Below are 16,949 nucleotides of genomic sequence, written 5' to 3'. Positions count from 1 at the left end.
CGGCAGCTTATGGTAGTGCATGTGTTAGTAATTGGTATTCTGCTTTATGTGAGTAATCGTATTGGTTATTTATTTTTAGCAGAGAATACGGGGAATTTATCATTTGCAGATAATTTACTAACGACATTCAACCGAACATTTGAAGAACTTTCTAGATTTGCTCCGCAATTTTCTTATGAACCGATATCATTAGGGATAGCAGCGGTTGTTGCTATTTCCTATGTACTTTTTATCTTATATAAGACGTTTGATGAGAAGAATACCCGCCCTAATGAAGAATATGGAAGTGCACGATGGGGAAAGTACAGCGACATCCGTGCATTTCTTGATAAGAAAAAAGATTTCAATATCTTGTTGACGAAGAGTGAAAGCTTATCATTATCAGGACGTATGAAGATTACACGAAACGATAATTTCAACCGAAATAAAAATGTCGTTGTGGTGGGAGGAGCCGGTAGTGGTAAGACGCGATTTTATGTAAAACCTAACTTGATGCAAATGCATTCCTCTTATGTCGTCAGTGATTCTAAAGGCTTATTATTAGCTGAAACAGGCAAAATGTTTGAAGAAGCGGGTTATCAAATCAAGATTTTTGACTTGATCAACCGAAGAGATACGCATCAGTACAACCCGTTTCAATATATTCAAACTGAGGATGATATCTTGAAAATCGTGAACAATCTCATCAAAAATACGACGAACCCGGATAAAAAAGGCGGAGACGATTTTTGGGAAAAAGCTGAAACAGCCCTATTGATGGCTATTTTTAGCTATTTGATTCAAGAAGTAACCGCAGAAGATCGGACGTTAGGAAACGTGATTGAATTAGTCCGTTTAGCAGATATTGAAGAAGATGTGCCTGGCTATGTCAGCCCACTAGATATTTTATTCAATGAGTTAGAACAAAAAGATCCGACAAACTTTGCGGTATCACAGTACAAGATTTTTAAACTTTCTGGTGATAAAACGACAAAAAGTATTTTAGTCAGTCTAGGCGTGCGGTTGTCACCATTTGATATTCCAAGTATCAAGGAACTCGTTTCGCAAGATACACTTGAGTTAGATACAGTTGGTGATGTCAAAACGATTCTCTATATTTTATTGCCTGATACAGATACCAGTTTCAACTTTTTAGCGAGTATGATGTATCAGCAATTGTTTGACATGTTAGTTTATAAAGCAGATAACGTTTATAAGGGACGATTACCTTGTCATGTCCGTTGTATCCTAGATGAGTTTGCCAATATTGGACAAATTCCTGATTTTGAAAAAGTGATTTCGGTTATTCGAAGCCGTGAAATCTCCACAAATGTCATTTTACAAAATATCAGTCAGTTAAAAACTTTGTATAAAGATACGTGGGAAACGATTATTGGGACCAGTGATGTCTTTTTATATTTAGGCGGAATGGAACAAAGTACGCACGAATATATCTCAAAATTGCTAGGGAAACAAACGATTGAACAAAGAAATACAAGCGTCACCAAAGGAAGCAATGGTTCTTTTAGTGAGAACTTCCAGAAATTAGGAAGGAACTTGATGGACCCCGATGAAGTAGCAAGTCTCAAAGGACAGGAATGTATCTTAAAAATTCGCGGAGTCCATCCATTTTTATCAAAGAAATATGATATTGTGAAACATAAAAACTATAAGAAGTTAGGCGATGTGACGGATTCCTATATGTATCAACGAAATCTATCTGCTTAACTAGTTCGATCAATGAATCACTCATAATAAATAGAAAGCACCTTCATTCGAATGATAGACTGAGAATGTGGTGCTTTTTATTAGCTAAAAAAGGCTGGTTCACTGAAAAGAACAGTGAAATTTGGCCATTTCATTCATCGTAGGTTGAAGCAATATAAAAATAGCCAGTAAGAATAACATATAATCGGTTTATTATCGAAGGTTAATTGTAAATGATGGTTCTAATCCTAAAAATAAGATTCATTTGATAATAGGCGATTATCCAGTTTATCTCCTAAAGTAATGGTCGTAATTATTCTAAAATTTCTAATGAAAGAAATAACTGATACAAGTAAACACAGAATTTCGCATATACTAAATTTATGAAATAAGATAAAAAATTATTATTATAAAAAAGGAGATTAGCAAAATTATGAATGCACAATTATTAGAACAAGTATTTGGATTAGTTTCACAGTTTACATTAATTGGTGGTGGACTATGGTTGATTTGGGGAACAATTATCCTAGCTGGTGCGTTAAAAGATAAAAATGGCCCTCAATTACAACAAGGGATTTGGCAGATTGTTGGTGGTGGATTGATTCTAGTCGCTGCAGGTTGGTTTGCTACTTCATTTGATATTGGTTCGTTTTTACCATAATCGTTACGCAAAAAGAAGAGTAGGAGTATAGTATATGGAATCTGCAATTATGACCATCTTTGATCAAATCATGACATTTCTTAATGGGGACGATCTAAAAAATATTTTAGGAATGGATTTACGAAGTTACATATATGATGCCTACAGTTTAGTGGAACGACTACAGCAACACGTAGTTGGGCCACTTGCTTTATCCATTCTAGCAATTTTTATTCTATTAGAGTTTCAAAAAATCTCAACGAAAGTTGAAGGTGCAGGTGGAGCTCCCATGTTAGGATTTGAGATGATTATCAAAGCATTGATCAAATTCGTCATTTGTTACATAGTTATTTTAAGAATTCAAGACATTTTAGATGGTATGGTTATCATTGCTGGCAATTTAACCACTAGGATTTTAACGGTTGGAAATGCATCAGCTGTAAGAGATACAGCTGATGCAGTGAGACAGGCGGTCTCTCAACTAAGTTGGTGGTCACAATTAGTTGTACTACTCGTGATGTGTATCCTGTTTTTAGCATCCCTTGTTGTTCGCGTATTGGTTCAAGTAACTATTTATCTTCGTTTTTTGGAGATGTATATATTTTGTGCAATGGCACCAATTCCGATGAGTGCCTTACCAAGCCAAGAGTTTTCAGTGATGAGCAAGGGGTTCTTCAAGAATTTCGCTGCCCTCGGTCTGCAGGGCACATTCATCGCGTTAGTACTGGTGATTTATCCGACGATCTTCCATCGTATTATGGAAGAAGTTGGTTCAGGTATTTTTGGAATTATTTTAGGTTTGACAGTTTACATGATTGCTTTATTACTTTCTGTAAATAAAACTAAAGGATGGGAAAAAACATTGATGTCAGCATCGTAAGGAGGAACTATGGCAGTTGAGGTAAAGATACCAAAGGATATTAAAGAATATAAAGAAAAGGTAATTGCGGGAATGAATTTAAAGCAGCTGCTTTGTTTAGCTATTGCAGCTGGAGTAAATGTCTTGATCAGTTTGATTTTCATTGCAGGATTAAAGATTCCTATGGAAATCACAAGTTGGTTGATGATTCTTTCATCTATTCCAATCGTTTCATTTGGCTGGTTTAAAAGAAATGGCTTGACATTTGATATCTATCTTAAACAATTTTTCAAATACCACGTGGCACCAGGGACACGAAAAAAGAAGCCTAAGGAAGAAATGAATAAAGAAATTGAAGATGTAGGCGGGCAAGAAACATGATGAAGTTAAAAGCGCTCAAAGCGTTAAAACCAACTAAAAAACCAAAAGATGAGGAAAAAGAATTTATTAGCAAACCTAAATCGAAGAAGAAAGAGGAGATTGATCCTTTCAGAGATACGTTTAGATTTGAAGAGATTTATGAAAGTGGTATTTGTAAAATCGATGAATTTACCTATTCATTGACGCTTGAGTTACAAGATATCAATTATCAATTATCTTCTGACGATCATCAAATTGAAATTTTCTCTCAATACTGCGACTTTTTAAATTCATTGAGTAGTAAAACAAAGTTGCAATTAACTGTCTATAAAAAGAAACGACCGCTTGCTGATTTGCAATCGGTTCTTTATTACAAGGCAAAAAATGATTTCCTCGATTCATATCGTGAGGAAATGAATCAAGTCATTTCAAGGAAATTAGATGAAGAAAAAAATGGTTTCAAAAAAACGATCTTATTTACTTTTGTACAGAAACATCCTACGTTAGAGATTGCGCAAAAAGAATTAGAGATGGTAGCAGATCGTTTTGAAATGTTTGCTAGTCGCTTAGGCAGTCAAGCAAAAAAGGTAGAAAAAATAAAATTATTACATATGATTTCCGAAATCTTATTAACGAATGACAAGACGGTTAAAACAGAAGTCGATGAGGTACTACCTGAAGTCATGGAATTTAAAGAAAACAAAAACTACGTAAAAGTCGATGATCACTATGCAAAAACATTATATTTACAAGAATACCCTTCTGAATTATCAGATACGTTTCTTTTTGAAATGTTAGAAATCCCTCGTGAAATTGTTGTATCTTTACATATTGAACCAATGGATCAAGATGAAGCCTTTGATTTAGTGAAGACAAAATTGGCTTTTATGGAACAACAAAAAGTGGATGAGCAGAAGAAGGCGTTACAAAGTGGGTATGACTTTGAGATGCTCTCTTATGAACTCTCTTACTCACTAACAGAGGCTAAAGGTTTGGTGGATGATCTCCAAAATAGGGGACAAAAATTATACGCGATAACAGGATCTGTCTATTTCCATTCACCAACGAAAGAAAAATTGGCTGAAGTCCATGATGAAATAAACTCAGTGTCTCGTCGCTTTGGATTTAAACTCATTGAATTGGAGTTCATGCAAGAAAATGGCTTAAATGCGACATTACCGTTAGGAATCAATGCGATTCCATTAGATCGAACACTTTCAACAGCCAGTACCGCCATTTTTATCCCATTCACGATTTCGGATTTGATTCAAGAAAATGGGAAGTATTATGGTGTCAATGCGATCTCAAAAAATATTCTTTCTCTCGATCGAAAATTATTAAAAGCACCAAATGGATTTGTTCTAGGAACACCAGGTTCTGGTAAAAGTTTCTCAGTCAAACGCGAAATCGTTAATGTACTGCTACGCGATGCAGATGATGAAGTCATCATTATTGATCCTGAGCGTGAATATTCTGTCATTGGACAAAATTTCAATGGTGAGATCATCAAAATCTCTAGTGATTCACCGACAACGATCAATCCAATGGATATCAATGAGAACTACGGAGATGATACTGATCCGGTCGTGTTAAAATCAGAGTTTTTGATTTCGTTATTTGATCTGATTATTGGTGGGGCATTGGGGCTAAGTTCGGCACAAAAAACGTTGATTGACCGTGTTTGTCGTCGAACGTATGAAGTGTTGAATGACCGTACACCAACATTCATTGACTTTTATAATATTTTAAAAGAACAAGAAGAAGAAGCCAAGCAATTGGTAATGGATCTAGAAATCTATATCGAAGGAAGTTTGTCGGTCTTCTCTGCAGAGACGAATGTCGACATTACCAAACGTTTAGTGATTTATGATATTAAGGATCTAGGAAAACAATTGAAAACGATGGGGATGCTAATTGTTTTAGACCAAGTATGGAATCGCATCACGACTAACCGTGAACGAGGTGTTCGCACGTGGTTGTATATTGATGAAATGCAGCTTTTGTTTACGAATGAATATTCTGAGAATTACTTCTTTGAGCTGTGGAGTCGTGCACGAAAATGGGGAGCGATCCCGACTGGCATTACCCAGAACGTTGAAACCTTACTATTGTCGGATTTAGCTCGACGGATGTTATCAAATAGCGATTTTATCATGATGTTGAATCAAGCAAAATCAGACCGTACACAGTTAGTTAGACTGTTTGATATTTCAGAAGAACAAGAAAAATACGTAGTGAACTCTCCAGAAGGGTATGGTCTTATGGTGTTTGGGGATACAACGTTGCCCTTTTATGATCATTTCCCTAAAGATACACAGCTCTATAAGATGATGTCAACAAAACCTGGAGAAACTTGATAGGTATACGGATACGGGAAAGGAAACAGGAAAGTGGCTGATTCAAAAATTTTAGACAAGAACAGGGCAGGTAAGAATGCTACAACTACTAGTACAAATAATAAAAAAATGGTAGTAAGAAGTAGCAAACTATCTTTAAAAAAAGATAATTCTATTAGTACTTCTCGAAGAAAAAAACTGTTGAAGTTATTGAAGGGGAACAATCCTCGTATCAAAAGAAAATCCCAGCAAATAATTTTTCAGAGAAAACAAAGCAAAAACGATAAAAATAATGTGAATCAGGAACCTTTAGATAGCACGAATAAAAGCCAACCGGTCAACACTCAGAGCATTAGTCGACGACAAAGAATTCGAGAAAGTCGAAGAGATGAACTAAAGCAACAGCAACATGATTTAATGATGCGCCCTAATAAAGTCGATACAACCATCGCTTCTGCTCCTGTGACTAATAACGACACAGAACAAAAAAACGAAAAAACGAATACTCAAGTATTTTTGAATAGAAAAAAACGTCAGGAAAAAATTCGTAACCAACGAAAAAAAAGTAACACTTACAAAGGATATATCAGTAAAGTAAAACTAGAAAAGCAACAAGGACAACAAGAAAAAATTAGCACTAACACAACAAATTTACGTCATAAAAATCAAAAAAGAGCTTTGCATCTTTCTAAAAATGAACAGCTTGAAAAAAAGAAAAGAAACAATAAGCGAAAAGAAGGAAAAAAGAAGGTTGCAGCTAAAAGGAATATGCGGGCCAAATTAGATAATATGTTGAAAGATCAAATTTCGCCTAAAAATCCTTTTAAAAATAAAATCAAAGACTTAATTATCGATAAGGTTGGGCGAGATGAAGAGGGTAATTTGAATTTAGTTGGTATGCTTATCACCATGCTTATTATTCTAAAGTTACCTATCTTATTGAAATTGATCGTAATCATCTTGATTGTTGCAGTGGTCATTGCGATCATTTCGATCTTCGTTTCTTTTTGGACAACGATTTTAAGTTTATTTGTCGTAAAAACAGAGTCGATGATGATTACCGAAGCATACAACTATGTCACGTGGTTAGATACTTATAAAAACAAAGAGGTATATGATACGTACAATCGACTAGTTGATGATCCGGAGCATGATGAGGTCTATTTTGAAGTAAACGGGATAGAATCTGATCCAGAGCAATTTATGTATGTATCCAATGGAGATAACTATATCTACTACTTAAATGCAAAGTTTGAAGATTATGATATCGATAATACTGCCATTGTTACCTATCGAAAAAGAGTGGCTGAAAAAACAGGTGTCTGGATTCCATGGTCATCGAGGGATAACACATATGCTGTTTTTCATGACGCACCACACCCATTATCACCTGAACCTATCAAAGTATTCACTGTAAAAGATGAAATCCATGCATTACATGACATGGTCTACAACTACACGACCGTCATTGAAAAAGACAAAGAAGTTGAAACTGTTGTGATAACGGTGGATAAAGAAACAGGTGAAGAGCATACAGAAGTAAAACGTGAGAAAAAAAATGTTGCTACCGTCAAAATCAATGTCCAAACAATTGGTGAAATGTTTGACTCGGATCCTGAAGTAGGAGTCTATGTGGCTAGGCGTTATTCAAGGGATGATGATTACTATGGACGAGTCATTGCTTTTGATGAAGATGAAGTAGATAAATATTACCCAATCATGGAGAAAGATCGCTTTGAAGATAAAATTTTCATGGCTAATCCATTTGGTAAGATGAACTACGCAAACGTGGTGGATAATTTTGGCTATCGTCGACGTAATCCCAATACCCAACATTACGAAATCGCTTTGGAAGCAGAACCTGGAACACCTGTTTATGCCACCACCTTTGAAACAGTGGAAAGTATCAACTATAGTTATCAGGCTGGTCATACAGATGGTTCAGCGCCTGTAACGACAGCAATAGAAACGGATACAGGTCTATATTATGCGTATTATGTCAATATTGATCCAGTAGTGAGGCCAGGCAGAACCTTAGAAGCAGGTGATTTGATTGGCTATACAAGAAATCAGTTTGATGGGAATTTATTAGTTGCAATGAAAGAATATCGCTTCTGGCATAAAGATCCTGATGTTTATCCAGCGATCTACATCAATAATTTAGTCTTTAGTACGGATACCAACTTAGCCTATATGCGTAATGGTGGCGGGTTACATGGGAATCTGATCAATCCCCCATTAGCAGTTACTAAATGGCAAAACAGAGTTGCGGAACAAACGAGCAAACATGGCATTGAAGCATTTACTAATGCCATTTTATCCATGATATGGGTAGAATCTGGTGGAAATGAAGCCATTCAGCCAGATATCATGAATGCGCAACTGGCACTATCATCTCCAGACCGAATCACTACGCCAGAGGAATCGATTGAAAAAGGCGTCGAATATTTTGCTTATCTGCTCAAAAAAGCACAAAGCAATAATCTGAATGGTCTGGCAGCGGTTCAAGCCTATAATTATGGCGAAGCATATCTTGATGATCTGATCAAACGAAATGCGCCTTATTCCTTTGAAGATGCGCGCTTGTATGCGCAAATGAAAAGTAACAATCAAACCATTCCGTTCAATCATATCGTCGCGCAAGGATTGGGCTATAACTGGCGATACATCTTTGGCAATATGTTTTATACCGCCATGGTCACAAGAAATATCATGGCAGATACAGGCAGATTAGCTGAGCTTGCTAGAAGAGAACTTGGTAACCCGAATGGTGAGAAGTATTGGCGATGGGCTGGATTCAACAATCGAATGGAGTGGTCAGCTGTATTTGTTTCGTGGATAGCGAATGAAGCGGGATACTTGGAACAAGGACGAGTATTGAATACAGCAAATGTTCTTGATATGAAAGAATGGTTTGAGGCGAATGATAAGTTCAAAACATATGATGAAAATTATGTTCCTCAATCTGGTGATCTTATATTTTTTGACTGGACTGGTGGAAGAACAGGAAAAGATCATGTAGGAATCGTTGAATATTCTGGCGGAAATATTATTCAGGTCATCGAAGGTAACTCTGACAATCTAGTAAGAAGAAGAACTTACGCCATTGGAAGTAATGTTATTTCAGGATATGGCCTGCCATAAGAAGATAACACTGAAAATAATTGACAGATGGTTTAGAGGATATCTTGAAAGGAGGAAGTATGTTAAAAAATTTTTTAGAAACAGAGTCAGGTAAAAAAATAATTATCGGACTTGGATTGTTTGTTGCTGTGGTTGCTGGACTCGTAGGGTATTCATTAATGAATACTGCACAAGAAAATACAGGTAAATCAACAGACTCAACGACAGAAGAACAAGCAACAACAGAGTCAAGAGATCGTTTTAACGCAACGATCTACAGTGGCACCTGGTATTCTAATCTACCAGATGATACAGAAATCGTATTAGCAACTGATGGAACCTATAAAGTCTCCAGTGATTGGTTTGAGTCAGGGACCTATTATTTAAATACAAGTGGTCAGGTAGTTTTAGAAAACGATAAGAAGCAAACCAAAGAATTTGCCTTACAAACTAAGATGGGAAACACGATCTTATATCGAGAAGATGATGGGGAAGATGTGTATCTTTATCCTACAGAAGAAGTAAAAGCCCAGTTAGAAGCAGAAATTTCTGAGCAGGTTGAAGCCGCACAACGAGCGGTTTCACAAATGTGGATGGATATCTTGATGCAAGGAACATGGGAAAATACGAACAATAGTCGTTCCTTTACATTAGAGTTTGGAGAAGACAAATTTACTCAGAAAAAAATTGAAGAAGGAAGATCAGATGAAGAAGTAACATTTGAGTATCGAATTGTTTCATTTGATACCGATCATGAAGGTGCCAACTTTGTCGTCAATCGAACAGACAGTGGGAATCTACAAAAAACAATCACTTTTAGAATCACTGAAGAAGCGAATCAATACAGGCTGCTTGGAAATGAAGGAAGCTTCCAATGGAACACTCTATTTGAAAAGCCGTATGAATCTGTACAAATGACACAAGATGGGACGAGTCGTTCAGACACCTCAAGAACACAAGAAACCACAGATGAAGAGGGCAATACAGTTATTATAACAGAAAGAGATGTGACCTAAATGAATAACGTAGATAAAGATCCAGAAATCGATAAGCTCGAAAATATTTTTAAAAGAATCTTTCAAAGAGGACCAATTTGGCTCTATAGATTCATAAAAAAAGTTGTTCAATTAGGAATGAAAGTATATCGAAAAGTTCAGGTATTTCGACAAAAACGTAAAGAAGCACGAGAAAATCCAAAAAGTAAAGATCTAAAAGAAAAAGGGATTCTAGCCAGAGCTTGGCATTTCTTGAGACAAAAATACAGAACGTATCAGCAAAATCGTGCAGATAGAAGAGAAAAGTTAATAGATAAAGAGTCAAAAGATATGGGAACTTTATCTAAAGCCTGGAACTCTATTAAGCGGAAACTTGTTATCAGTAGAGACCATCTGACCAGAGAACAGGGGACTGCCTCAATGTCCCATGGACGAAGTTCAGCTGAAAAGCCCTTACTATCTAGAAGTAATTCAGCTGAAAAAGGCGGCACTCCAGATGGAAAGCCAAGACTATCCGCAATGACGAATAGAGCGAATAGACAAGCAAAACTACACAATGATGCATTAAGAACTCAGGGATTGACAAGAAATCCACTAGCAAAAGGTACACCATTACCAACGAGATAGTCTGTAGATCTAGAGAAAGAGGTCGGGAAAGAAGTGTTCAGTCTCGAGAAATAAGGCGCCATCCACGAAAATTGTTTTTCAAATTTTTGTGGATGGCGCCTTATTTCCGATGAGGTTACTTCTGTTCTCGCCGTTTATTCGGTTTTAGGTGGTACAAGAGGACTAATGTCCCAGGCACTTTTATGTCTATAGTTGATTGAGAAGAATCGTTGCGAATAAACCAAGTGCATAACTACTGTTGAACAAAATCATATTTTTGATTGAATAGCTAAAACTGATAGGCTGCGGCAGACTCTCTTTGAATAGCTGAAGATTAAGATATATTTTTGGTAAAGTCAAGAAAGCCAGAAGGATCGGCCATTGAAAAATACCACTGATCAGACCTATTAAAAGAATCAGATAGCACGCATACATCAAAAGTTGAAAAAGCATGATACCGATGGGACGACCAATGTAGAAAACTAACGTGTACCGATGATTTTCAATATCTCGCTCCAAATCGCGTAAATTATTCGCTAACATAATATTGGCTATCGTAAAAACAAGTGGGAGTGCTGCCAGAAAGATGGCGGCTACAGCCCAGATATTGCCAGATAAATTGAAGGTGCCAGTTGCTAAAGACAGGGTTAAATCAAATAGATCGCTGCGATGAGTGTTGATATAGATGACCATCGTAAAGATCCCTAAACCCATGGTAAAACCGCTGAAAATCTCTCCTAATGGCATACGTGATAAAGGGATAGGACCAAAAGTATAAAAAATCCCAATAAAACAACAAATCATCCCCATCAGCAACAATAACCAACCAGTCCGCAATGTCAGTAATATACCGATGACTAAGACAAAAGCAATCATCCCTAAAATCATGTTTCGTACGAGTTTTGGTGAAATACCAGTCCGTCCAATGACGTTCTCTTCGTATTTATAAATTTCCGAATGTGCTTTTTCATAATCCATATAGTTATTGATTGCGGTAGTTGCTAAGTCAAAGACAAGCATACCAATAAAAAACAGTAAAGTGTTCAGCCACTGTATTTCGTGAAAAAAAGCGATAGAGAATAAAACCCCTATCGCAAAAGGAAATACACTAGCGACCTTCGTACGTAGTTCAACTACTTCTAAAAAGATTTTTAGTGTCATATCAGTTACTCCTTAGTTTAATTCAGAACGATCGCCCATAGTATATTTTGAATCTTCAGCGAGTTTGAAAGTGTCTTTGATTGGATCTGTCACATAGACCTTATCATCTTTTGTCACAAAAATCGCCTCAGTTCCATCATTCAGTTTATCCTCGATGTACGCCAAGCCATCTTTGACACCCATGGCGAAGACCGCAGTAGATAGTCCGTCTCCATCAATGGATTGATCGGTGATGATCGTGACACCAGCGATGTCGTTGTCAAAAGGATAGCCGGTTTTAGGGTCGAACAAGTGATGATATTTCACGCCATCAACTTCCAAGTAGCGCTCATAGATTCCAGATGTGACCAATGTTTTATTTCGTTCTTTGATCGAGCCGAGGATCGTTCCACGGGCAAGATTCGGATCTTGGATACCGACTGTCCAATCTTGATCTTCTCCTCTAGGACTGTGTCCAAGAACATAGACATTCCCACCTAGATCGACGATCGCCGTCGTTACATCATGGTCTTTCAAGACTTTGACGACTTCATCAGTGATGAATCCTTTCGCAATGGCACCTAGGTCAAGGATCATGCCTTTTTCTTGCAAGTAAACAGTCTTTTCTTCATCATTGAATTGGACTTTATGATAATCCACTAACTTCAATGCTTCATCGATTTCTGCTTGTGATGGTTTACGTGCATCGTCAAAGCCGATACGCCATAATTGTGTGATTGGACCGATTGCCATATCAAAGCCTCCATGAGAGTCCTCGCTGTACTCATACGCACGTTTTAATAAACGGTACACATCGTCAGATACTTTGACTGGTTTGATTCCTGCTTGTTGATTGATTTCATCAACTTCGGAGCCGCTTTGATTGATCGTGATTTTATCGCCTAACTCTTTGACTCGGTCAAAAGCAGGTTTTAATACGTCTTCTTTCCCTTCATCGTAGATACGGATACGAACGTAAGTACCAAGCAAAAATTGTTCGTCTGTGTAAGGGTCAGAAAGCAGTGAAGTGTTGTTCTCTTGTTTTCCTTCAGTTGTTTGATCTGTGCTGCAACCCGCAATGGTCAGTAGGCACAAGAGCAAGACAAAAGGAAGTAATCGTTTCTTCAACATCTATTCCTCATTTCTTTTTATCTATTTCATGTTCCGCATAAAGAGAAATCTCTAAGCGAAATCAAAAGTAAGTTCATGCTTTGTATTCTAATATAATCTGGCAGGAATGAACATCTTTTTTTCGGGGGATATGGCGTTTGCAGGGATAGCACAGAAAAAGAGATGTGACAGTTGCCACATCTCCAAAAGGATTATCGTAAAGGCAGATGAGCCTTCTGTTAGACAAAGTTTATTTTGTCACAATGTTATCGACTTCAATTGTTTGTGTATCGCCTTTTTCAGCAGCATTGACTAATTGTTGTGCATACATGATGAATGAATGTGCACTGTGAGTTGCGCCAGTTACTACTTCTACATCTGCTGGAGAACCATCTTCTTCGCCCATTGCTGAAACAAGTTCATCGTTTAATTCTGGGATGTAAGTTTGAGGGTCAGTACCAGATTTTTCTTTCATCTTTTCGTTGTACTCTGTATCATCTTGTTTTGATTTGCCATCTGCATCGATGTAATCAAAGTTTGATTCAGTGACTTTGCCATCTGCAACTGTCAATTCAAATTGCACACGATAGCCATTTGAATAGTTTTTCTCTTCTAACTTGTATGTGCCGTCTTTAAGTTCTGCACCATTATCGATTTCGATCGTTTCAGTGTTACCCGCTTGAGCCGCTTGGATCAATTGTTGTGCGTAGTTTTGGAAACTTTCTGATGAATGTGTCGCACCAGTCACAACTTCTACACCACTTGCGCTTTGTGCGCTTAGCAACTGTTCATTTAATTCAGGAATGAATGTTTCTGGATTTGTACCAGCTTTTGCTTTCATGTTTTCGTTGTATTCAGCATCATCCATTTTAGATTTGCCATCTTCGTTCACATTGTCATAATTAGACTCAGTGATCTTGCCGTCTTTTACGACCATTTCAAAAACTGAACGGTAACCATTAGAGTAGTTTTTTTCTTCTAACTTGTATGTACCGTCTTGTAATTCTCCACCAGCAACGATTTCTTTAGTTGATTCTGTTGTACTAGTTTCTGTTGTACTAGTTTCTGTTGTAGAAGATTGTGCAGTAGAAGTAGAAGAAGATGTACTACTTGAACTATCATTGTTATCTGATCCACAAGCTCCTAGCATCAATGTTGAGAATGCTAATACAGCAAACCCCGTAACAAACCGATTTTTCTTCATTTTTTAACCCCGCCATTTCATTTTTTGTCCACAAATTCCTTGTGATTAATTATACATTCTAATGGATATCATCAATAAGTCAACCGTTTTACAAAAATAACGACAGTGATTTAATTGAGCGTTTTCTTTCTGGAAATTTCGTGAAAAACAGGCGTTTTTATTGTAATAAAAAAAACATAAAAAGGTGTTAGACAAATATACAAAACATCTATATAATGTATAAAGATTGTGTAATCATTATCAAATTGAAAAAACGATCAACTATTAATAATTTATATAGATGAAAAATAAGGAGCGGATATTCAATGACAAAGCAAAATATTGTCGTTGTGGGTGCTGGTTATGCGGGTGTTTCAGCTACAAAACACTTAGCGAAGAAACTGAAAAAAGAAGACGTAACAATCACATTGATTGATCGTCATTCGTACCACACGATGATGACAGAACTTCACGAAGTTGCAGGCGGACGTGTGGAACCAGAGGCGATCCAGTACGATTTACAACGATTATTTGCAAGACAAAAAAATGTAGATCTAGTGACTGATACAGTAATTGGCATCGACAAAGAGAAAAAAATCGTCAAAACCAAATTAGGCGCTTATCCATTCGATCAATTGATTTTAGGTATGGGTGGTGAACCAAATGATTTTGGTACACCAGGTGTTAAAGAAAATGGCTTTACTCTTTGGTCATTTGAAGATTCCGTTAAGATCCGTAAGCACATTGAGAAAACGGTCGAAAAAGCAGCATTAGAACCAGACGAAAAATTGCGTAAGGCAATGTTAACGTTTGTTGTATGTGGTTCTGGGTTTACGGGAATCGAAATGATCGGTGAGTTAGTGGATTGGAAAGATCGTTTAGCCAAAGACTACAAACTAGATGCAAATGAGATTACACTAATGGTTGTTGAAGCAATGCCAACGATTTTGAATATGTTGGATCGTAATGATGCAGCCAAAGCAGAACGTTATTTAAATAAAAAGAATGTTGAGCTATTGTTGAATGCGCCAATCGTTGAAGTCGCTCCTGACCATATCAAATTAAAAGACGGTCGTGAAGTGCCTACGCATACCTTGATTTGGACAGCAGGTGTTAAAGGAACAACCGATGCGGCTGATTTCGGATTAGAGACTGCACGTGGCCAACGTTTAGTAGCAAACGAATATATGCAAGCAAAAGGCTATGAAGAACAAAATATCTACATCATTGGTGATTTAGTGTATTACGAAGAATTCCCTAATACACCAACACCACAAATCGTTCAAGCCGCAGAACAAACCGGTCATACAGCTGCAGCGAATATCGTGGCTTCGATCAAAGGTGGCGAGAAACATAAATTTAAAGGGAACTACCAAGGATTTATGGTTTCTGTCGGCGCCAAATGGGGTGTAGCGAACTTATTTGACAAGATCCATTTAAGTGGCTTTTTAGCAATTATCATGAAGCATATCGTCAACTTGAAATATTTCTTTGATATCCGTTCAGGTTATTATATGTTCCAATATATGATGCACGAATTCTTCCATATCAAAGATGATCGCAATGTGACTCGTGGACATTCTTCTCGTTACGGCAATGTTTTATGGAGCGTCCCATTACGAATCTTCTACGGTCTCGTTTGGTTAGTTGAAGCTTCTAAGAAAATGATTGGTAACGGTGAAGTATTAAAACCAAGTACTTGGTTTGGTGAAGGTTCATGGTTTACTGGTAACAGTGTGTTCCCTTGGACTTGGGAATACAATGTAGCAGATGTAGCAAGTGGTGCTTCAGCAGCAGGTGATGCAACAACAGCTGCGAGCGGTGCAGGTGCAACAACTGGAGAAGCAGCAACACAAGCGGCACATTTTGGCTTGAGCTACGCATATGGTGAAGAACCAATGGCAGTGATCGATAAATCACCAGACTGGTTCAACAGCATCATGCAAGTCATCATGCCAAATAACGATGTAGCGATGTTCTTCCAAAAATTCATGGTCTTCTTTGAAATCGCGTTAGCGTTAGCATTGATTGCCGGTTTATTCACTTGGTTATGTAGTGCAACAACGATTGTTTTAGTTATCACATTCTGTATTTCTGGTATGTTCTACTGGGTAAACATCTGGTTCATCTTTGTGGCGTTTGCCTTGATGAATGGTTCAGGTCGTGCGATCGGTTTGGATCGTTGGGTGATTCCTTGGTTACAGAAAACACTCGGTAATTGGTGGTACGGGAAACCAAAGGCACGTTACGGCGAATAGAGAAAGTTAACAATTCAAATAATCCAAATGATTTTAGCAACTAAAATCATGATATGAGAAGAAATAAGGAGGAGCTTGGGGTGTGCAAACATTCCAAGCTCATCTTTTTCTTAAATAGGTTCGTATAAAGATGATGAATCGCTCAAATCCTTGAATTAGCTGTGTTGTGCCTCTCATTCACAACCTTCGTTATTCATGGTAAAATTGGAGCAATCAAACGAGGAGAAAAAGGGAGTGAGTACTTGAAAGAATTTATTCAAAAAAGTTTATTAAAACCTTGGGATATCATCATTATTCTTTTGTTAGTCATGCTCTCATTCTTGCCGGTTGTCATCTTTAGTTATCAACAAGTGGATGCAACACCAAATAAAGAAGCAGTGCTACGAGTCGATGGAACAGAAATCAAAACGTTTCCGTTGGTAACTGAAACCAAAGCTTATACCTATTTATACGAAGATGATCATGGCGACAAAAACGTGATCGAGATCGATGGGGAACGAATTCGGATCAAAGAAGCAGACTGCGACGACCAGATTTGTGTTCGCCGAGGATGGGCAACGAATAATGGTGAAACAATCGTTTGTTTGCCTCACAAATTAGTGATCGAAGTGCGATCAACAGACGGGAGTGGGGAAGACAGTCTGATTTATTAG

At 37.4% G+C, this 16,949-nt stretch carries 13 protein-coding genes; 10 read left to right on the top strand and 3 right to left on the bottom strand.

Annotated features, from left to right (window positions below):
• The first annotated feature begins 15 nt into the window (after nucleotides 1–15).
• From IGJ49_RS14285 to IGJ49_RS14250, 8 genes are all read left to right on the top strand, one after another.
• Nucleotides 16–1,707, top strand: coding sequence for a VirD4-like conjugal transfer protein, CD1115 family (locus tag IGJ49_RS14285; protein WP_438723924.1), 1,692 nt, complete (start codon nucleotides 16–18; stop codon nucleotides 1,705–1,707).
• Between the two features lie 412 nt (nucleotides 1,708–2,119).
• A complete protein-coding gene (locus IGJ49_RS14280) occupies nucleotides 2,120–2,347 on the top strand; it encodes a hypothetical protein (RefSeq protein WP_023520576.1) in 228 nt (75 codons plus the stop codon).
• Between the two features lie 34 nt (nucleotides 2,348–2,381).
• The gene (locus tag IGJ49_RS14275; protein ID WP_438723922.1) at nucleotides 2,382–3,206 is read left to right on the top strand and encodes a hypothetical protein; all 825 of its coding nucleotides are present in this window, start codon (nucleotides 2,382–2,384) and stop codon (nucleotides 3,204–3,206) included.
• Between the two features lie 9 nt (nucleotides 3,207–3,215).
• Entirely contained in the window at nucleotides 3,216–3,566 is a 351-nt protein-coding gene (locus IGJ49_RS14270; protein ID WP_023520574.1) for a PrgI family protein, read from the top strand.
• The gene (locus IGJ49_RS14265; protein ID WP_438723920.1) at nucleotides 3,563–5,902 is read left to right on the top strand and encodes a VirB4-like conjugal transfer ATPase, CD1110 family; all 2,340 of its coding nucleotides are present in this window, start codon (nucleotides 3,563–3,565) and stop codon (nucleotides 5,900–5,902) included. The genes IGJ49_RS14270 and IGJ49_RS14265 overlap by 4 nt, the downstream gene beginning before the upstream one ends.
• A 768-nt stretch (nucleotides 5,903–6,670) precedes the next feature.
• Nucleotides 6,671–9,025 carry a lysozyme family protein gene (locus IGJ49_RS14260; protein WP_438724026.1) on the top strand — a complete coding sequence of 785 codons (2,355 nt, stop codon included), beginning with the start codon at nucleotides 6,671–6,673 and terminating at the stop codon, nucleotides 9,023–9,025.
• Nucleotides 9,026–9,084: 59 nt separating this feature from the next.
• On the top strand, nucleotides 9,085–10,020 hold the full coding sequence (locus IGJ49_RS14255) for a hypothetical protein (RefSeq protein ID WP_010733911.1): 936 nt from the start codon (nucleotides 9,085–9,087) through the stop codon (nucleotides 10,018–10,020).
• The gene (locus IGJ49_RS14250) at nucleotides 10,021–10,626 is read left to right on the top strand and encodes a hypothetical protein (protein WP_023520571.1); all 606 of its coding nucleotides are present in this window, start codon (nucleotides 10,021–10,023) and stop codon (nucleotides 10,624–10,626) included.
• A gap of 186 nt (nucleotides 10,627–10,812) precedes the next feature.
• Here the strand turns inward: IGJ49_RS14250 and menA are convergent, their stop codons facing one another.
• The 3 genes from menA to pplA all read right to left on the bottom strand — a co-directional run bounded on the left by menA (nucleotide 10,813) and on the right by pplA (nucleotide 14,059).
• On the bottom strand, nucleotides 10,813–11,766 hold the full coding sequence (menA, locus tag IGJ49_RS14245; RefSeq protein ID WP_010733913.1) for a 1,4-dihydroxy-2-naphthoate polyprenyltransferase: 954 nt from the start codon (nucleotides 11,764–11,766) through the stop codon (nucleotides 10,813–10,815).
• 12 nt (nucleotides 11,767–11,778) lie between these two features.
• Entirely contained in the window at nucleotides 11,779–12,876 is a 1,098-nt protein-coding gene (locus tag IGJ49_RS14240; protein WP_010733914.1) for an FAD:protein FMN transferase, read from the bottom strand.
• A 229-nt stretch (nucleotides 12,877–13,105) separates the two neighbouring features.
• The gene (gene pplA, locus IGJ49_RS14235) at nucleotides 13,106–14,059 is read right to left on the bottom strand and encodes an extracellular electron transfer flavoprotein PplA (protein WP_153830620.1); all 954 of its coding nucleotides are present in this window, start codon (nucleotides 14,057–14,059) and stop codon (nucleotides 13,106–13,108) included.
• Nucleotides 14,060–14,364: 305 nt separating this feature from the next.
• On the opposite strand from pplA, the gene IGJ49_RS14230 reads away from it, so the two are divergent.
• Nucleotides 14,365–16,296, top strand: a complete 1,932-nt coding sequence (locus IGJ49_RS14230) for an NAD(P)/FAD-dependent oxidoreductase (protein ID WP_019722800.1) — start codon at nucleotides 14,365–14,367, stop codon at nucleotides 16,294–16,296.
• Between the two features lie 242 nt (nucleotides 16,297–16,538).
• On the top strand, nucleotides 16,539–16,949 hold the full coding sequence (locus IGJ49_RS14225) for a NusG domain II-containing protein (RefSeq protein WP_010733917.1): 411 nt from the start codon (nucleotides 16,539–16,541) through the stop codon (nucleotides 16,947–16,949).

The sequence above is a fragment of the Enterococcus sp. AZ171 genome, from assembly GCF_051714005.1.
Lineage (GTDB): Bacteria > Bacillota > Bacilli > Lactobacillales > Enterococcaceae > Enterococcus_B > Enterococcus_B pernyi.
Note: the sequence above shows the minus strand (reverse complement) of the source record. Positions and strands in the feature narration are given on the sequence as shown.